The 19,113-nt window shown below is 41.0% G+C and carries 13 protein-coding genes and 2 CRISPR repeat arrays (1 of these 15 only partly in view); of the genes, 3 read left to right on the forward strand and 10 right to left on the reverse strand.

Annotation, left to right across the window (positions count from 1 at the left end):
• Both DR864_RS29125 and DR864_RS29130 read right to left on the reverse strand, forming a co-directional pair.
• Positions 1–1,690 (reverse strand): TonB-dependent receptor plug domain-containing protein (locus tag DR864_RS29125; RefSeq protein ID WP_162794292.1); only part of this gene is annotated, 1,690 nt, incomplete at its 3' end.
• A gap of 309 nt (positions 1,691–1,999) precedes the next feature.
• Positions 2,000–2,932: an ATP-grasp domain-containing protein gene (locus DR864_RS29130; RefSeq protein WP_114070670.1), complete on the reverse strand. Its 933-nt coding sequence runs from the start codon at positions 2,930–2,932 to the stop codon at positions 2,000–2,002.
• A 342-nt stretch (positions 2,933–3,274) separates the two neighbouring features.
• Between DR864_RS29130 and DR864_RS29135 the strand changes: the two genes are divergently transcribed.
• Complete coding sequence (locus DR864_RS29135; protein WP_114070671.1) at positions 3,275–3,565, forward strand: hypothetical protein; 291 nt, start codon at positions 3,275–3,277, stop codon at positions 3,563–3,565.
• A gap of 134 nt (positions 3,566–3,699) precedes the next feature.
• On the opposite strand, the gene DR864_RS29140 is transcribed toward DR864_RS29135, so the two are convergent.
• From DR864_RS29140 to DR864_RS29160, 5 genes are all read right to left on the reverse strand, one after another.
• Positions 3,700–5,232: a RagB/SusD family nutrient uptake outer membrane protein gene (locus DR864_RS29140; protein ID WP_114070672.1), complete on the reverse strand. Its 1,533-nt coding sequence runs from the start codon at positions 5,230–5,232 to the stop codon at positions 3,700–3,702.
• 28 nt (positions 5,233–5,260) lie between these two features.
• Positions 5,261–8,569, reverse strand: coding sequence for a SusC/RagA family TonB-linked outer membrane protein (locus DR864_RS29145; protein WP_114070673.1), 3,309 nt, complete (start codon positions 8,567–8,569; stop codon positions 5,261–5,263).
• A 61-nt stretch (positions 8,570–8,630) separates the two neighbouring features.
• The gene (locus tag DR864_RS29150) at positions 8,631–9,494 is read right to left on the reverse strand and encodes a hypothetical protein (RefSeq protein WP_205319312.1); all 864 of its coding nucleotides are present in this window, start codon (positions 9,492–9,494) and stop codon (positions 8,631–8,633) included.
• 629 nt (positions 9,495–10,123) lie between these two features.
• A complete protein-coding gene (locus DR864_RS29155) occupies positions 10,124–10,441 on the reverse strand; it encodes a hypothetical protein (protein ID WP_114070674.1) in 318 nt (105 codons plus the stop codon).
• A 54-nt stretch (positions 10,442–10,495) separates the two neighbouring features.
• A complete protein-coding gene (locus tag DR864_RS29160; RefSeq protein ID WP_114070675.1) occupies positions 10,496–11,155 on the reverse strand; it encodes an AAA family ATPase in 660 nt (219 codons plus the stop codon).
• A 960-nt stretch (positions 11,156–12,115) separates the two neighbouring features.
• Here DR864_RS29160 and DR864_RS29165 point away from each other — a divergent pair.
• Entirely contained in the window at positions 12,116–13,573 is a 1,458-nt protein-coding gene (locus tag DR864_RS29165; RefSeq protein ID WP_114070676.1) for a replication initiation protein, read from the forward strand.
• A 528-nt stretch (positions 13,574–14,101) separates the two neighbouring features.
• Entirely contained in the window at positions 14,102–15,274 is a 1,173-nt protein-coding gene (locus DR864_RS29170; RefSeq protein ID WP_445508832.1) for an ATP-binding protein, read from the forward strand.
• A gap of 52 nt (positions 15,275–15,326) precedes the next feature.
• Positions 15,327–15,685: a CRISPR direct-repeat array (repeat unit 28 nt; unit sequence ATTTCAATTCCACTGAGGTACGATTAAG).
• 41 nt (positions 15,686–15,726) lie between these two features.
• On the opposite strand, the gene DR864_RS29175 is transcribed toward DR864_RS29170, so the two are convergent.
• The 3 genes from DR864_RS29175 to DR864_RS29185 form a co-directional block, all read right to left on the reverse strand.
• Positions 15,727–16,401, reverse strand: a complete 675-nt coding sequence (locus DR864_RS29175) for a transposase (RefSeq protein ID WP_114070677.1) — start codon at positions 16,399–16,401, stop codon at positions 15,727–15,729.
• 28 nt (positions 16,402–16,429) lie between these two features.
• Positions 16,430–16,792, reverse strand: a complete 363-nt coding sequence (locus DR864_RS30585; protein WP_114070711.1) for a transposase — start codon at positions 16,790–16,792, stop codon at positions 16,430–16,432.
• Between the two features lie 97 nt (positions 16,793–16,889).
• Positions 16,890–17,393 carry a transposase family protein gene (locus tag DR864_RS29185; RefSeq protein WP_114070678.1) on the reverse strand — a complete coding sequence of 168 codons (504 nt, stop codon included), beginning with the start codon at positions 17,391–17,393 and terminating at the stop codon, positions 16,890–16,892.
• A 106-nt stretch (positions 17,394–17,499) separates the two neighbouring features.
• Positions 17,500–19,113: direct repeats of the CRISPR family, unit length 37 nt; unit sequence GTTTCAATCCTTATTCTGCTGGAATGTGCTCTGAAAG (it continues 1,221 nt past the right edge of the window).

The raw sequence follows: 19,113 nt of genomic DNA on the forward strand, positions 1-19,113 counted from the left end.
TTTTGTTGGTAAAATTATCTTTGTACGTCAGCAAAAAGTCAGTGTTCAATTCATAACTGAAAACGTTTTGCTCTCTGAACATTCCTCGCGGGTACTTGGTCATGCTGAAGGGGCGTTGCTGTGATCGGTATTCAAACGACATATCTACGCCCGTCCTCACCATCAATTCCAGTTTTTTTGAAAGCTCATAATTGGCTGAAATTGTCCCGATTAGCCCGTGTTTATTCAATTTGTTCAACATCTCGTACATATCCAAATAAGGATTGTCGGGACCTGGATTGAACGGATTGCGTTGCTGTATTCCTTCTAAACCTGGCTGCCAGTAGGGTTTGTACCATTCAGGTTTGACATTAGGTGCAGGACCAATAATCACAAAATACATCAATGATTGATTGTTGTAGCCTGCTGCTGGCAGGTTATCGCTTCGTTTATTGGTGTAATTGGCTTTCCCCATGATTTTCAGCTTGCTCGACAACTGCTGATTTACCGATAAAGCCGCGTTGATGCGCTCAAAACCCGTATTAGGAACAATCCACTCGTTTTTGAGGTGCGTAAACGAAAACCGCGCCGAGCCTTTTTCGGTACCGCCTTCGAGTGAAAGGCTGTTTGAAAAGGTGCGACCCGTTTGGAAATAGCCCGAAATATAGTCTTTATGCGGCACCCAGGGTGTGCGTTCGGTAGGTCGGCCATCGGGCGCGTCGGGATTATATTGAAAGTACGATTGTCCGTTAAATTTGGGCCCCCACGCCCGACCTGCCGCTGCTGTGGTGCTTGTGTTGATACCGTCAGCACTGTTTAAATAAGAATAATACGCATCGGTACGCCCCTCTCCGTATTCAAATTGATAATCAGGCCAGCGGTTGACCTGCTCAATATTAAAATTGGTATTGAATGTTACTCCAATTCCCCGGTCTTTTCGTGCCCCTGTTTTGGTGGTAATGATGAGCGCTCCGCCCGCCGCCCGGCTTCCGTAAAGTGCCGTAGCACCTGGGCCTTTCAACACCGTTACTTTTTCAATATCATCGGGATTTAAGTCAGAAACGGTAGAACCGTAGTCAATCGGGCTGTCTGCCGAAAGGTGTGAATTGAATCCTGTACTCGTGATTTTGCTGCTGATGGGTACACCATCCACGACGATAAGGGCTTGGTTGTTTTCCAAATTGAGCGACGATTCTCCGCGTAGCGTAATTCTCGACGAACCCATTGGTCCACCGCCAACCCCTTGAATGTTGAGGCCCGCTACTTTTCCCGAAAGGGTATTTACCCAGTTGTTGGATTTGGCATCTACCACGGCGTTGGCGTTGATGGTTTGTGCCGCAAATCCCAGCGATTTTTCTTCACGTTTGATGCCCAAGGCCGTAACAACCACCTCACTGAGCATTTTGGTGTCTTCCTGCAACACAATATCTATGGTGCTGCGGTTGCCAACTTTTATTTCTTGCAATACGAAACCAATGGCGGAGAAGGTAAGCAGAGAAGTGTTGGAAACAGAATTGATTTTGTAAACACCATTTGCATCCGTAGTAGTACCCGTGTTTGTCCCTTTGACGAGGACGTTTACACCTGGAATGGCTTCTCCGGTTACGGAAGTAATCTTACCCGTAACTATGTTGGACTGAGCTAACGTACTCAGTGTAATAAACCAACCAAACAGAAGAAGTAATCCACTTTGAAGTAGATTTTTTTTCATAATTTAACGACGTTTTTAGTGACTTGAAAGAAAGCTGAAGACAATTCAAGTCGTAGCCGTTCCAGCGGCTGCGACTTTTTTATTGGGGATAACCCATCTGCAAAACTACGATGAAGTTATAGGTTGTATATTATCAGGATTTTAAGTGTTTGTTATGTTTTTGAAACTTATAATCAACAAACTAAAATTTTGATAATGAACAACTTGACACTTTTTGCATCTTATTTATGAAGAAACCTTGGTTATTTTTCAAAACCCTGTTCAGGAACAACTCAAAAACTACATTGGCGGGTATATTGATTAATGTATTCAGTCGGGCTGTTGCACCAACTGCCGCTCGTACCAAATCAATGCGCTTTTTATGGTTCGTTCAATCAACTCCCTTAGTTGTATTCTATGATGATTGGCGAGGGCAGGCAAGTAGCTACGTTGAGGGTCTAAGTTTGGCATTGTATTAATGTCAAGTATATAGACCTCGTCATTAGCTATTCGAATATCTGTACGTGACATTCCTTTGATTTCCAAAAGTTTATGTAGTTCTAACACTCCTTCTGTCATCATGTCATAAAGATGTTCATCCAATTGGGGCTGAAAATCTTTGTAGGTAGGTCCGTAGTTTTGACCTGCTACATAGATAGCTCTACCATCGTTAGGGATAATTTCTAATGGCGGAAGGCATTCAGGGTTTAGTCCATTTTTATCAGGAATTACCGCAACTGTAAACTCACGGCCTTCAATATAAGGCTGAATAATGTAGGATTCTAAGCTGTTTAATTGCTGACTAGGAATGTTATCTTTTTTAAAAAATAGCATGTTACGGTGTAGGCTACCGTAGCGATGCTTGGCAATAAAGGTTGTAGTAGAAGAAAATTCAAACAATTCGTTAGGCAATAAAATACGAGGGGTATTTACTCCTACTTGCATACACATGTCTGGTAAAAGGGCCTTATCCATGGCCAAAAGTTGGGTCGAATAAGAGCTTGCGGTGTGTTTAATCCCATGCCAGTCAAGCCAACGAACCACCTCTACTTGATCAGCTACACCATACCCATAACATACGTTGAAAATAAGGTCAAACTGACGTAAAAAATCGGCAAACTCGGCGGTGAAGCCCACAAAATGTGTTACAAAAGTTTGGACATTATCAGGGGTTGCTTGAATGAGGGAAGCAATGGTGGCAGCATTGATATTTTCGCGCCAAGGGGTAAAATCTGAGTCCGAATACAGATAAAGTAGTTTCATCGCAGAGGGATGGTTTAATTCTGCGAATGTAGGGTTTTGACCTCCTATATTATGTTAAGGGAAAGTCAATAAATTATTATGTTACATAAAGAAAAATTTAATATAAAGTAATTGATTATCAATAGTATAAATAACGTTAAGTTACCGTCATAATCACTTTGAGCCGATGGTGGAAAATAAAGAAAAAGCGTTGTTTTTTACAGTCTGTTGTTCCAGTTTTTTGTCGCCTTTCCAATGAAAAACTTAACACAAATACAACATTAGGCCATTGTTTTATAAAAAAAATACCTATCTATTTGTGAATTTTTTTAATTGTACATTTTTCTAATTATTCAACCCAAAATGAAATCAAAAATAAAGGCTCAAGCGAGCGAAATTGCAAAAAAAATTGCTGATGTAATGATAGAGGAGGCAACTTCCAAAAAAATAAAAAAAGCGGTCAATAAAACCTCTGAAAAGTTGGCGAAGAGGATTGTGAAAATTAAACAGAAAGAAGCCAAAGAGAAAGACAAGGTAGAAAAGAAAGCCGAAAAAAAGGTATTAAAAGCTGCTAAGAAAGTGTCCCAAGAAAAAAAAGTCAAGAAGGTAGCTAAAGTTTCGAAAAAGAACGAAGATGCTACCCCTATAGCTTAATACTTATAAAACTTTTCTATTGTACCTCCACTCAAACAGATAACTTCAATACGTGTTTATACAAAAACGGCAACCATACTGAAATGGTTGCCGTTTTTTAAACTAACTCTCCTTGATGCTATAAAACTGATTCACTAGTACCCTTCATTTTGGTACATTTTTACGGGGTCAAGCTTGAACTCATCGAACGGAATGGGATAGTAATAGTCTTTGAGACCAAAATTAGAAATCTTGGCCGCGCCAAAATCCGCTTGTAACTTGGTGCCCATGTAAGTTACTAACTCAGCAGGTGTAAAAAAGCGCAGCAAGTCGAACCAACGGTGGTTTTCGAACGCCAGTTCGATGCGGCGCTCGTGCAAAATGGCCATTTTAAGCGTAGGGAACTTGGCTTTGTAAGCGGGGGCCTCTTTCGCTACTTCATACAAAGGCATCTTCGCCCGCTCGCGTACCTGATTCAGAAAGCCGATAGCGGCCGCATCATTACCCAAATACAGATTCACTTCCGCTAACATTAAAATTACGTCGGCGTAACGCATTAAAATCCAATCATTTCCGCCGTATCCATTGGCTCCTGCCGCAGCGCTTACATCGCGATATTTGGTAATAAAATAATCTTTTACGTTGGCCGCATTGGCGTATTTAATGGAAAAATCTTTACGTAAATCACCCTCTTCGTATTCTTTTACTAAATCAGGGGTTACGTTACCTCCAGTTCCAGTAGTGGTTCGCAAGGAATTGATATTTTCTCCCTGCGCCTGAGTGCTTACGGCGATGTTTGAGGCATAATTAATGTCTCCCTGCTTATACACGATTTGAAAGATAATTTCAGGATTCGTTGATTTTTTGGCAACATCAAACACATCGGTATAGGCAATTTCTTTCAACAGGCCGAAAGTACGTTTCTCATACGCACCAGTCAGGTAAGTCTTTGCCTGATTGAGGTTAGTTGTACGGTTGGCGGCATCCAAAGTGGTGGCCATCGTCAAGTATACCTGCCCCAAAAGTGCCATCCCTGCAACTTTAGACACGCGTCCTTTATTAGCAACAGGCTGGTGGTCAGGCAATGAACTATTGACCACGTCGGTCAGGTCAGCTACAATCTGTGCATATACTTTGTCTTTTTTCTCCCGGGCGGTGTTGGCTTTTACCTCATCACTTGAGCTTAAAGGCTTGATCACCAACGGCACATCGCCCCATTTACGTACCAAATGGAAGTACACCAATGCCCGAATAAACTTGGCTTCTGCCTGGTATTGTGCTTTAGTGGTGGCGTTTGAAAACGTTACTTTCTCAATCCCATCCAACACTAAGTTGGTCCGCGTGATGATTTGGTACAACGCCAACCAGTGGGTTTTTAGGTAGGTATTGCTCGGCAGCAACGAGAAATCGTTGAACTGAAACGGCTCACCTGCGTTGGATTGATTGTCGTTTCTGCCCGTATTGTCGGAGCGTTCTTCTGAATACAACATACTTCCTTCGGCAAGGCCGTTGTTGTTGCGCAGGGCTTGATACGCGCCGTTAACCGCTAATAAAACGTCATTTTCATTTTTAAAATAATTGGAGGTAGCCACCGAATTGGGGTCAGTTTCTACCAAAAAATTGTCATTGCATGACATCGCTCCGAGCGTTAGGCAAAGACAAAGAATGCTGTTACGTATAGTTTTCATAATTAATTTCGGTTGAATCAAACGTGTGCTAGAAAGTCAATTTTGCCCCAATGTTGTAGGCACGTGCCAATGGATACATACCATAATCTACCCCAGGCGTTAGGTTGGCTCCGCCATTGTAATCTACTTCAGGATTGTAGCCTTTGTACTTCGTCATTGTAAAAGCGTTATTGACGTTGGCATACACGCGCAGTCCTTCCACTTTCCATTTACCAAGCCATTTTGTCGGTAAATTATAACCCAACGAAAGGTTGGTACAACGGAAGAAAGAGCCGCTCTGCAAATAGAATGTTGACAGACGAGTGCTGTTGCTTTGGGTACCTCCACGAGCTGCGCGGTATACAAGTCCATTGCCTGGTTCGGCTTCTGAACGATACCGATTGATTACGTCAACATATTGATTACCTGAGGCTTCCATATTATAGACATAATAATCCTGTCCGTCTAATACCTGATTGCCATATACGCCGTTGAACGCTGCCCCTAAATCAAAATCGCGGTAACTTGCATTGAGCGAAAAGCCGTAGGTAAACTTAGGATAAGGCGTACCAATGACCTGTTTGTCGGCATCATTCACGACCCCATCTTTGTTTACATCTTCAAAAATCAAATCACCAGGGCGGAGCGGATTGCTCGAAGCGGTTGAACGTGCAGGTCCTTTTAACACGTAACCCGCTGGGAATGACTGCTTAGAAGCGTTGTAGTTGGCGTTATCAACCGCAATATTTTCCATGTCTTTTTCCCGCACCATTCCAATCACTTTGAATCCGTAGAACATTCCGATGGGCTGCCCTTCTTGGGTAATGTGGGTCAGGTAAGAGCGCTCGGCACCGTTGGTAATGATGGTATTGGCACCTCCCATGTTGAGGACTTTGTTGCGGTTGAACGAAATATTTCCGCTCAGGTTCAACTTAAATTCTTTGGTCGAAACCAATCGGCCGTCTATCTGCAACTCGACGCCTTTGTTCTGCACTTTTGAATCGCGCAGGTTGGTCAGGATGGTGGAAGTTCCTGAAATGGCCGATACCGGTTGATTGAATAGCAAATTATATGAATTACTGAGATAGGCATTAAAAATGAATGAAAGCCGATTGCGCAATAATCCAACATCAAGTCCTACATTGTATTGTGAAGTAGATTCCCAACCCAAACGTTGATCTTTGATGGGCCCCGCCCAAACGGCCGTATTAATGGTTCCGTTGCCGAAAACAGTTCCGCTTGGGTTAGCCATGGTTTGCAGATAATTGTAATTACCGATGTTATAATTACCCGTCAAACCCCAGCTTGCCCGCAGTTTGAGCGTTGAAGCTTCCCCTAACATATTGTTATAGAATGATTCTTCGGAAATATTCCACCCAGCCGATACGGATGGGAAAGCCCCCCAACGGTTCAAGGGTCCGAAACGAGAAGATCCGTCACGACGGAAAGCCGCCGTGATGTAATAGCGACTCGCGAAACGGTATTCGGCCCGTGCCAAGTACGACAACAGCGTTTCTTCTACTTTGCCAGTTCCACCATTCAAGAAAAAATTGGCTGGGTCAGCGCCTTTGGCTGTAATTTCTTGAATCAGGTCATTCTGAAATCCTTGCGCCGACACACTAATCAGGTCGCTGTTGTATTTTTGAGCGGTATAGCCCGCTAATAAATTAATACCATGTTCGCCGAATTGCTTGGTATAGTTGGCCGTAAACTCCCCCAAAAGGTTGGTAGTTGCCAGTGTTTGGGCGGTGGCTCTGGCCGCAGCGTAAGATTGCGTAGAATACGGCGGATTGTTGCCACTGCTCAGGCTCGTGGGCAAATAGTACTCGTATTTCTCGTTGTACGTTTGCAAACCGATATTAGCTTTGGCCGACAGTCCTGGCAAAAGTTCATAAGTAAGATTTCCGTTGTAATTAGCCCGCAATCCGCGACGGTTGATATTGGTTTCCAACGCCAAAGCCACGGGATTTTCAACGGTCTGATAGCCAAACGTTGGCTGTTGGGCGGCTACCTGATTTTTCAATAACACGCCATTGTCGTCGTATGCTCTGAAAGTAGGCGGATAGATCAACGCACCTAATACAACTCCTTGATTAAAACGGCCTTCTTGTACTTCACGTCCGTTGGTGGAAGTGACAAAAATACTTGCCCCTACTTTGAGTTTCTCGGTCAGGTCTCCGTCAACATTCACCCTAAAATTCAGCCGTTCCTGTTTGGTAGCGACGATGATTCCCTGTTGATTTTGATACCCCAAACTTACCAAATAGCGTCCGCCTTTGTTACCGCCCGAAAACGTCAGATTGTGGCGACTCACGGGTGCATTACGGTACAATTCATTTTGCCAATCTGTATTGTATTTAGGCGCAATCAACTTCTGATTGGCAAAGTCGTAAATATCCGTTGGAATGCTCACAGCGCTGGCATTACCTACTTTAGAGACTCGTGTAGCGTTATCATCTGAGTACATAGAGTTGTTCCATGTCTTCCCTGAATTTTCGTACAAATCGCGGTAGGTATTGTTGCGGGCGTCAATCAATAATTGTGCAAACTGCTCTGAATTAAGCAATTTTACTTTCTTTGCCAATTGATGTACACCATATTGATAGTCATATTCCATTTTACCATTACCCTCTTTGCCGCGTTTGGTAGTGATAATGACGACCCCGCCCGAAGCGCGTGAACCATAAATGGCTGCCGAAGCCGCATCTTTCAGAATGTCAATGCTTTCGATGTCGTTGGGGTTGATGAAAACATCGTTTCCAGCAGGAAAACCGTCAATGACGTACAACGGGTCTGAGCTAGCATTAATGGACCCAATCCCGCGCACCCTGATTTTGGTGCTAACATAGGGAGCACCACTTACCTGCGACACTTGCACCCCAGCCAGTTTTCCTACCAATGCCTGTCCGAGCGTTGGAGCTGCGAGGTTCAATTCGCGGGCTTTTACGTTTGAGATCGCCCCCGTTACGTCGCTTTTACGCAGGATTTGATAACCCACTGCTACCACCTCATTGAGCATATTTATATCTTCTTTGAGTTTAATAGTCAAGGACGTTTGACCATTAATAACCACTTCCTGAGGGACAAATCCGACCGACGAAATGACCAATACCGCTTCTGTTGATACGTCAAGAGAAAACTTTCCTTGCTCGTCAGATACCGTTCCCTTGCGGGTTTGTTTTTCCACAATGCTTACGCCTGGCAACGGTTGATTTGCCTCGTCGGTAATGATCCCTGTTACTTTGATTGCCTGTTGGAGCTTGGTGGCTGATGCAGGGAATTGATGCAGAAAGGTCAATCCCAAAAACAAAATGCAAAAGCACATCCAACTTTTGGTTGGTGTTTTGTAGATGTTCATCACTAATAAATTAGGTGTTTAATTGGTTTGCCGAAAAGGGCGCCGGCAAATACGCCTTTTGTTATTTTACCGTTACCAAATGCACATTCTGATGGCGCGAAGAAGTAACGGCCATCCCCGTTGAAGAGCCCTCTAGAAGCGTAAAACCTTCCAACTCGTCGGATTTATCAATATCTACTACGTTCAATACTTGTTGTTGCCCCGATGCAACGGATTTTTTCAAATCGATAAACGTAAATCGCCATTTGCGACCTTCGATTTGGTTTTGAATCAATACCAAAATGCCCTTAGACGGAATCCAGTGCAGGTTTTGAACCCAAGCCGAGCAGCTAAACTTTTTGAATAACACGCCTGCTTCGCTTGTCTTTTTGGCTTTACTGAGGATTTGGGGGTCATAGAGACGAACTTCGTTGGATTTTGGGCCATAATCTGCCGTGGCTACGTACCATTTGCCTTCGTATTGTACGTATTCAGGACGTGTTCCCTGAATACATATATCGTCTTCAATCACGTTGAGCAAATTTCCATCGAGTGTTTTGGTGCGTTGTAACCCTTCCCAATCAACGGCATAAATCACTGCTTTCCACTGCGTTCCTTCTGGATTGAGACGAATACTGTTTCCGACAAATGTGTGTTTGGACCCATTGTGAGCGATACCTGTGGGATGATTGATGACATCTTGACCGTTTTGGGTAAGCTTGATTTCCTGCCCGGTATAAATAAGCTGATTGGAATTGAGCGCATAGGTACGAATCATCCCCACTTCACGGTCACCGTAGAGATAGACCTTTCCTAGTAGATAACTGACTCCCTGACAGGCACCTAAAGAGTCAATGGTGGTTGATGCAACGATTTTTACTTCCATGTCTGCCGTTCCTAAAAACAAAACAGCCATGGCGCTAACGATGGTGATTACTATTTTCACTAATTAAGTGCGGTTGTACTACGCTGCAAAAGTGAGCATTTAGTGTTATCCGAAGGTTAACCTGGTTTTGCCAAATCATTAAATGTATAAATAGGCACTGGGTTTATTACACCCAAATTAACCACTACACTGATCAAAATGTGTTAAAGTAAATTTAAAACCTGATTAAGTACACCTTGTTAATCAAGGAATTAATGTAATACTTTTGGGTCACAAGTATTCATTGAAGGATGTAGATTTATGTTTTTTTCTCACAAACCCGCATTACAATCCTTTAACCTGGGTTTGTGATTTTCCAGGCTCTCTATTGAATTAATATGAAAGCAGAGGACTTGCACTCACCAAAGCTAAATTCATTGTTCTTTAGCTGATAACCCACCCAGCTTCTCACCTCTACGAAAGTAGTAATATGGCTTTATTATCAAACGAGAATACCCTCAAAAAGGCATTCATATTGAACTTCTTGAATACAATGGGTTGAAGGCACAACTTGCCAGCACTAATTTGGATACGAGGGCCGCAGAATCCAAGATTCTATTCTTATAATGTGTTGATTAACAAATTTTTATGTTATTTCAATATCAATTTTAATACTAAATTTAATATTAAAATTGATATTGAAATAAATATTACATTTGATACTTTTTTCTTTCTCTTTCAATTTTTTCTTGTACTGCTTCCAGAATCCAATCATGCAATGAAATGGGTATTTTCTTAGTTCGGCTGGGGCTGGGGCGTTGATTTCTGAGCGATATAATTGAATCTATTTCTTCACTAGTCAAAGAAACCGCAATCGCTCTAATGGGTTTGGTTTTATCCCGCGTCCTCGTTTTTGCCAACTTATTGACAGGGCTCCCCCCTTTATTAATTACTTTGGTAATCTCTTCTTCTGAAACAACAGGAGGAGTTTCAGGTACTTTCTTTTTTGGAGGCGCTGATACTGCCATAATTAAAACATTTTAGTACTAAAATACATATTATTTTTAGTATGTATATTTATATTAAATTAAAGCATTTGTATGGGATAATACTTTATTAAACAACGATGTAAGCTCATTAACTGCCTTTTCATCGACTGGTAAAAGTTCGGTCACACCTAAGCCTTTTGCTGCGGCATGGGAAAAAGCTTTTCGGTTACCCAGTGGCATTTCAAGGTATTCCATTACTTCAGATTGTGCTAATAATTCAGCGGCATCGTTATTATCACTCCCTCTGGCATCCGCTCGGTTGATAAACGAAAAAGCTAAAAGTTCAGCAGGCCTTACAGCCCTGATTTCCATGATCAGTTTTTCCACTTTTCCGACTGTCCACACATCAAAACTACGTGGATTAAAAGGTAACAGGTAAATGTCAGATATAAATAATGCAGCCCGCTGGCTGGTAGTATCACGACCACCTGTATCAATGACCACGTATTGATATTTGCTTTTAAGTTTTGCTACCTGAGTTCTTACTTGGTCACCGGTCAGCTTAACGGCAGTATACCCAACTTCTCCCATTTTGGTTTCTTCTCGCCATGCTGTAAAGTCTGTGGCAGTTTCTTGATCGTCTGCATCAACTAACAATACATCTCCTCCCCGTTGACTGATATAAATCGCCAAATTAGTAGCCACAGTCGTTTTTCCGCTACCTCCTTTAATACCACCTACAGTTATAATCATTTGTTTATTAAAAAGTTATATTCTATTTGAGTATCAAATTTAATACTAAATATAGTATTAAAGCAAGTACTAAATAAAAGTTTATTTCAGTAAAACCCTAATGAAAAACATGTCTATGACAATAAATCAGTAGTTGGGTTTCATATATATTCGATTCAAGTGTATTTCTGAAGAAATAGATCTTGAAGACTATAAGAAAAATCACACTTTTAGTGTTTTTTCGGAGTTAATATACTGATATACAATTGATTATAAAAAACGCTAAAATGAGAATCGCTGCAATTTCTTTTCAAGCTTATACACCTGCATTTTCAGCGCAACTATAAGAAAAATCACACTTTTGGAAACTCTGACTTTAAAAAATCGGTAAATAGGAATCTCCCTTCTTCAATCATAAGAAAAATCACACTTTTAGAGGTATAATATTTATAATATACTGATAATCAAGAGATTTTATTTAAACATATTAAACGACTTTTTTTGTCTAACTATAAGAAAAATCACACTTTTGGCAAAACTTAAATTTAAAAAAATGCTCCTTCAACAGGATTTTACTTTAAATTATAAGCAATATCACACTTTTTAAATGCTCTTTACCTCTTTTGCTGCTAGGGGTTCTTTTTAAGAAAAAAAGAAGATTTTATATACAACAACAGCTTTTTTCTCTTTTGTTGTTTTTTATTATTTTTATTCTTTTTTATTATTTAGACACTTCATAAGTGTTTCATTTTCAGATTCTTACAAGAAAAACTATAAGAAATATCACACCTAATTATAAGAAATATCACACCAACTATAAGAAATATCACACTTTAATATAAGAAATATCACACCTAACTATAAGAAATATCACGATTCTTAAATATAACTATAAGAAAAAAATATTATTCTTATATTTGGCGGCACAATTGGTTTTTTAGACTATACGCTGGTACCTTTTTTATCATTCGTTTTTATAGTATGGCAAAGAAAGAACTTCCCAAAAGAAGAAAACAGGATTTACAGGAGAGATATACGATCAGAATTCAAGGGGGAAAGTCTGGCTTAGTGGAAGCTACGTCTAAAATGGATATTCATGAATTCAGGGTTTTTGCTACGATGCTTACGATGGTTTTACCGGAAGATGAAGATTTTACAACCTATGAATTGAGGGTTCAGGATATTATCAAGCTTTTTTCATTGAAGAAAGACGGGAGATATTATGAACTGGTCAGGGATGCAGCCCATAAGCTTTTAGATAGGAAGTTTGTGATTTATGAGATGAAGAACGGGGAGGAGTACAAAACAACGATCAATTTAATTACAGAAACCAGTGAACCAGTCAGCGAAATCAATAAAAATCATATTCTGTTACAGTTCAGCCCTAAGCTGAAACCTTATTTACTCCAACTCAAAAAAGAATATCTGACCATAGATATCAGGAATATTCAGGATATTTCAAGCCCATATTCAGTAAAACTATACATGGTTTTAAAACACCAACAAAGGCTTGGTAATTATAAAGTAAAATACCCTATCGAAAGATTAAGACAAATCCTGGCGATAGAAGAAGGAGAGTATGGGCTTTATGGTAGTTTTAAACAGCAAGTGATACGAAGAACCTTAAGCGATATTGAAAAATATACGGACTTATCAGTACTGAAAATAGAGGAAGAAAAAGCGGGGAGGTCAGTATCTGCCATTATTTTCCATGTTGTCGAGAAAGAAGCACAGCGGCAAAATGAAATAAAGATTAAGAAGCAACAGCACAATATTCTGAAAAAGTCAGACGGTAGGGTAGTAGTGGGAGAGGATGGGGAAAAGGAGCCCATCAGTTTTGAAACTGCCGAAGTAATAAATGTTAAGGGTGTTCAGCTAAATGAAATAGAGAACGTCTTTCAGAAGGTCAGAAAATATAAAATTGCAAAAGCTACTGTGAGGCAATGGTTCAACGAGTTTCCAATTGAGCAAATTACATTAGGGATTGATCACGTATTAAGTGAAGTTAAGGTAGGAAAAGAGATAAAAAATATCGGAGGCTACATCAACCAAATGGTAAAAACGTCAAGTCTATTTGAAGTTGCACAAGAACAGAAAACAGAGCAGGAGCGTAAACGCATGCAGCAACAAGAGAAACAGCAACAAGAAAAGACGCTCAACGAGCAGGTAAATTCATTGAAGATACAAGCTCATAACATGAGATTAGAAGTGTTAGCTGAATTAGTTCAGAATCAAGAAATTAAGCAAGCACTCATTGATAAGTTTAGTGTAGGATTGTTTAAAACGTATTATAAACCCAGTCTAGGGTTTGAGGAAAATATAAAGAATCCAGCAGTAGCTGGTTTTATGATTGCAACGGCAGGGCAGCTCTATCCCGAACGATTTGTTGAAGCGGAACAGCTTGTAAAGCGGGCGGAAGCACTGGAAAGAGGTAGATAGAAGGAGGAAATGGATTAATATACAATATTATATTTTTGAATTTATATCGTTATTATTCCGTTTTTATAATACACTTCGAATAAAAAATGAAACTATTGATCAATAACATAGTCAAAATGGGCTGCTGTGTGTATAGGGGTGGGCTACACGGTCCGTTAAAAAAACTATTAAGGATAAAAAACGTGGTAGCCTTGAGGTACTCATGTGCCACAAACAACCTTAGAAAAGGCTAATACCCTCCTTCATTGTTTCTAAACGTCTGAATCAACGGCTTTTTGGGTTTCTGACACCAGAAAGAAAACCAATATGCCGTTGCTTTGGTTTGGTACGGGGCCGTAGTGTAACGAGAGTAGCCTTCATTCAACCCATAGGGCTTGGCGGGTGTGGATGGACGCGGAGCGGGAAGCCATAGCCGCTTGATTGAGGGCTACGAGGTTTGAATAAGGCTTACCCTTTAAGCTTCTAAAAACAATATTAACATTGAAAATTGTAATTGGCATTTACAGATTTCAATGTTAATATTGCAAAATGATAGAAAGACAGCAAACAAATTATTTACTTAATCTACTTGAGCACTTTCCCGTAGTCTCAATTATTGGACCAAGGCAAGTAGGAAAAACTACCTTAGTAAAACTCATCCAAACTAAATTAAAAAAGGAATCCATTTACCTTGATTTACAGAAAGATAGCGATAGTGACCGATTGGAAAATGCTGAACGATTTTTAAAGAGTCAGTTGGATAAATGTGTCATCATTGATGAAATTCAGCTAAAACCAAAGCTATTTTCGCTTATCCGGGCTTTAGTTGATGAATATAGAATTCCTGCAAGATTTATTATTTTGGGTTCTGCCTCTCCTATGCTTTTAAAAAATTCCGCTGAGTCTTTAGCGGGACGCGTAGCCTCTGTGGAATTAGCCCCATTCACCTTAACAGAAGTTACCAAAAACGGCATCTCATTAGATGATCATTGGTTTTACGGTGGTTATCCTGAGCCTTTACTCAAGCCAAAAAGCTTTTTTACAGGTACTTGGTTAACTGAGTATATAGAAACCTTTGTTTATCGGGATTTGACTATTTTGGGGTTTGATGTGGCCCCCAAAACGCTTTCAAGGTTACTTTCAATGTTAGCCACTACCCAAGGGGGTATATTAAATATGAGTGATTTTGGCAGGTCTATTGGTGTGAGCCATAACACAGTAAAAAAATATTTAGACCTACTGGAAGGCGGGTTTATTACTTCTCGATTGGAGCCCTATTATATCAATATCGGCAAAAGACTCATTAAAGCTCCGAAAGTTTACATAAGAGATTCAGGAATATTGCATAAGCTGTTGCGTATAAATAGCCATTATGACTTGTTGGGACACATGATTTTGGGACATTCCTGGGAAGGATATGTAATTGAGCAAATTCGACGTGTAACAGGCAAAGAGTGGGAGTTTTACTTTTACAGGACACACTCAGGAGCGGAAGCAGATTTAGTATTAATCAGCCCTAACGGCAAAAAAGCCTGTATTGAGATAAAGTATTCCTCTTCTCCGAAAGTATCAAAGGGCTTCCACGAAACCATAAAAGATTTAGCACCTGATTTTAAATATATTATCATACCTGAGGGAGAGCAATATGTAAAAGATGAAGACATTATTGTTTGCTCTATTTTGGAGTTTTTGGAGAAGGAGCTTGGCCAGATACAGACTTAAAGAGGTACGATTAAGGATCGGCCTGTAACATTGCTTGCAGAGTGTTACCGCTATTTCAATTCCACTGAGGTACGATTAAGGGACTATGGATGATTGGGCTAAGTTCATGCAGATGCGTTATTTCAATTCCACTGAGGTACGATTAAGGGCCGTTTCAGCACGTTTGTAGCCATCGGTGACATATCATTTCAATTCCACTGAGGTACGATTAAGGGTCAATCAGCTTATCTTCGGCGGCTGAATAGAACTGCGATTTCAATTCCACTGAGGTACGATTAAGGGTCAGAGGGCGGGGATTGATAGAGTTTTCTATTACATTTCAATTCCACTGAGGTACGATTAAGAGTGATAGACCGCAAAACGGGCGCTGAAGTAGGAGAAATATTTCAATTCCACTGAGGTACGATTAAGGGCGGGGACTTAGTGTAAAATGGCGTGAAAATGGTTCATCATCACATTTGGTGAAAGTCGGGGATTCCCATCATTATGACTCTTTTGCGGAGCAGCTCAAAACTCGCCCTTCCATACATTTGACGCTTGATATTTTTGAGCCGATTTACTTGTCCTTCGACCTGTCCGTTGCTCCATTCGGAGGTGAAGGCTTGAAAAATGGCTTTAAAATCCTGTTTAACTCCCCTGACAAATCCTTTCAGCGCTTCCACTCCAGAATCTAAAGCTTTATTGCACCAATCCTGAAGTTGATTCCCTTGCTTTGCCTTCATGAGTTGCCTGAATTCTAAAGCAATTTCTCTGACGGCTTTGATAAGCGGGTTTTCTTCCAATAATTTCCTTAAAAATTCAATAGGCATATAATCTTCCCAATCATTCTGATACATCCCTAACCAAATACTCAATTGTTTGGAAGAATAGTAGGTTGCTTTTACCGACGCCGGCAGTGGTTCCAAGACCGATTTGGGGTACTTTCTTACCATGTTATAGACTGTAGCTTGAGAATAGGTGAATCCTTTATCGCTAATTTCTTCATACAATGCTTTGGCCGACTGCTGCCCTTCCTGCCAACGCTGTTGCAGATAGTTCTCAAAATCAAGAATATTACTTCGTTTACGAGAAGCTTTGGGGACAAACTCTATCCGATTCCAATATTTTGCCACCGTCCTGCGAGACATTTTTAGAGTAACTGCTATCTTTCTAATACTATATCCCTTCGATTGTAATTCTTTGACTTTCAAACGGTGCGGCGACCCGCATGTTATCCTGATACTTTCCGACAAAAACAGGTTTTTGCAGTTGAGATTCTATAGGAGGAGTTTCCGACTTGTCAGCAGTAATCTCCTCATTAACAGAATTTTGCTGCTGTTGTTGGCTTAATTTGAGCGCGGTTTCTTTAATTTCTCCCCGTAGAGTATCTAAAAATCGCTCAACAGTTTCCGAGAGGTTTTTCAGAATATGCCATCGGTCGGCAATCTGTTCTGCCTGTGGACAGGCTTCTGTAATGGCAGCGGCGTACGTATTTGAACGATCCCTGCTGACAATTGCAATGCTTGGATGCTCTAACAGCCATGTAGATAAGGTCTTGACTTCTCAATCAGGCAATAAATCAATCACTCGATGTGTTTCCAAATCAACGATAACGGTCCCATATTTGCACCCCTTTTTAAACGCCCGCGACGGCGGCCCGGCAGTCATCAACGCCAATGATTTTAGGTGCAGTTATAGAAGGCATATTGCATTTTTTGATAAGTCTCAAAACAGTGGAGGCACTTACCTTAACGGAGAAATACCGGGCTTGACGGGTAGAAGGATTCCCTCCTGATTCCAGCCCCATCCCGGTGAGTACCTGATTCAAACGGTCAAATCGACGGGCATAACTGGCTAAACCGGTGACAAATCTTTCAGTGAATATCAGGCGCGGGCAGTCGGTATTTTTACAAAAATATTTCCTAACCTGCAGCTGTAATCGAACTCTTCGGCCACTGGCGGGCAAATCATGAATGATTCGATGGTAGCAGCTATGAATTTTGTGGCTAAGATGCCCGCAAACAGGACAGCAGGTAGAAGAGGCTGTGCTTATCACCTGCAAATCAATCCGGTCAGGGTAAAGTTCGTAATCAAGTAATTCTAAGTCGAGCTCGGAAGGCAAAAGGAAGGAAGAGTCCATTCTTCAAAATTACGACCCAAACCCCGACTTTCACCAAATGTGACGATGAACCACTTTCATAGGAATTTACAGTAAGGTTGCTTACCAAGATTCATGAAAATTCGTTGTTTCAATCCTTATTCTGCTGGAATGTGCTCTGAAAGTGAAGATTGCGAGCAAGCTGGCCGAATTGAAAAACTAGTTTCAATCCTTATTCTGCTGGAATGTGCTCTGAAAGCTATTCGGGCACTAACCCCTTGCCCGTGTACATTAGGTTTCAATCCTTATTCTGCTGGAATGTGCTCTGAAAGACATAGACGCTAATTGTCGGGTTAGGTTACCCGGCTTGCTGTTTCAATCCTTATTCTGCTGGAATGTGCTCTGAAAGACGCGGCAAAAAGTAGAAATACCCGCCCAAAGAACCAAGTTTCAATCCTTATTCTGCTGGAATGTGCTCTGAAAGTCCGGGACGATTTAAGAAGGCGCAAGTCTCTTGGAAGTTTCAATCCTTATTCTGCTGGAATGTGCTCTGAAAGCTGCTACTGCACAAGTGAACAAAAGCCCACCAAGCAGGTTTCAATCCTTATTCTGCTGGAATGTGCTCTGAAAGAATTTGGAATAAGCATTTAGATAGCTTGGATTATGTGTTTCAATCCTTATTCTGCTGGAATGTGCTCTGAAAGCAAGGCGTTTGCATAGGCTGAACCATCCGCAAGGGTGTTTCAATCCTTATTCTGCTGGAATGTGCTCTGAAAGTATTTTTATTTCTTGCCCTTGCTCCATGTGTGGATAGTTTCAATCCTTATTCTGCTGGAATGTGCTCTGAAAGCCAACAACGCCAACCCCAACAACGGCAAACGAGTTTGTTTCAATCCTTATTCTGCTGGAATGTGCTCTGAAAGGTTGCGTTTCCGTTTCTGGTGGGCCTGATTCACTACCGGTTTCAATCCTTATTCTGCTGGAATGTGCTCTGAAAGACTAAGAAAGATATTTGAAGTGTTGGGCGAACCATGTTTCAATCCTTATTCTGCTGGAATGTGCTCTGAAAGTTTTTCAAAAGACCTCTATCAACTCCCATTTTAAAGTTTCAATCCTTATTCTGCTGGAATGTGCTCTGAAAGGTTGATTGGTGAGCATTGCCAACGCCTGATTTCCCTGTTTCAATCCTTATTCTGCTGGAATGTGCTCTGAAAGATTTGAGGCGATTATCAAGTATTACGAGCTAGTGCGGTTTCAATCCTTATTCTGCTGGAATGTGCTCTGAAAGAGCGGCGAGGATTGTAAGGTTAAAATCAGAAACCACGGTTTCAATCCTTATTCTGCTGGAATGTGCTCTGAAAGCAAAAGCAGATGTAGTCAATTTGCTTAGTAACAGGCGGTTTCAATCCTTATTCTGCTGGAATGTGCTCTGAAAGGCGGCTCTTTTTATCATTGAGCGTATCAGGAAGTAGTTTCAATCCTTATTCTGCTGGAATGTGCTCTGAAAGGTACTTTTCAGGCTACGATTTTAGGCACGATGTCGGAGTTTCAATCCTTATTCTGCTGGAATGTGCTCTGAAAGTTGGAAATTTGAAGTTTGAACACGCTTGGGTCAATGCGTTTCAATCCTTATTCTGCTGGAATGTGCTCTGAAAGGGGAACCTTAATTTTTACAAGTTCAGAACGGAAAACCGTTTCAATCCTTATTCTGCTGGAATGTGCTCTGAAAGTACAAAAGCAGGGTATTTTCAAGCCGTTCAAT

Origin of the sequence: Runella rosea (assembly GCF_003325355.1) — a bacterium.
GTDB classification, from domain to species: domain Bacteria; phylum Bacteroidota; class Bacteroidia; order Cytophagales; family Spirosomataceae; genus Runella; species Runella rosea.

Bases quoted from the DNA above. Each gene is read 5' to 3' on its own strand.
- DR864_RS29185 (WP_114070678.1), bottom strand. From the start codon at position 17,393: ATGGACTCTTCCTTCCTTTTGCCTTCCGAGCTCGACTTAGAATTACTT.
- DR864_RS29140 (WP_114070672.1), bottom strand. From the start codon at position 5,232: ATGAAAACTATACGTAACAGCATTCTTTGTCTTTGCCTAACGCTCGGA.
- DR864_RS29130 (WP_114070670.1), bottom strand. From the start codon at position 2,932: ATGAAACTACTTTATCTGTATTCGGACTCAGATTTTACCCCTTGGCGC.
- DR864_RS29175 (WP_114070677.1), bottom strand. From the start codon at position 16,401: ATGTCTCGCAGGACGGTGGCAAAATATTGGAATCGGATAGAGTTTGTC.
- DR864_RS29155 (WP_114070674.1), bottom strand. From the start codon at position 10,441: ATGGCAGTATCAGCGCCTCCAAAAAAGAAAGTACCTGAAACTCCTCCT.
- DR864_RS29170 (WP_445508832.1), top strand. From the start codon at position 14,102: ATGATAGAAAGACAGCAAACAAATTATTTACTTAATCTACTTGAGCAC.
- DR864_RS29135 (WP_114070671.1), top strand. From the start codon at position 3,275: ATGAAATCAAAAATAAAGGCTCAAGCGAGCGAAATTGCAAAAAAAATT.
- DR864_RS29165 (WP_114070676.1), top strand. From the start codon at position 12,116: ATGGCAAAGAAAGAACTTCCCAAAAGAAGAAAACAGGATTTACAGGAG.
- DR864_RS29145 (WP_114070673.1), bottom strand. From the start codon at position 8,569: ATGAACATCTACAAAACACCAACCAAAAGTTGGATGTGCTTTTGCATT.
- DR864_RS29160 (WP_114070675.1), bottom strand. From the start codon at position 11,155: ATGATTATAACTGTAGGTGGTATTAAAGGAGGTAGCGGAAAAACGACT.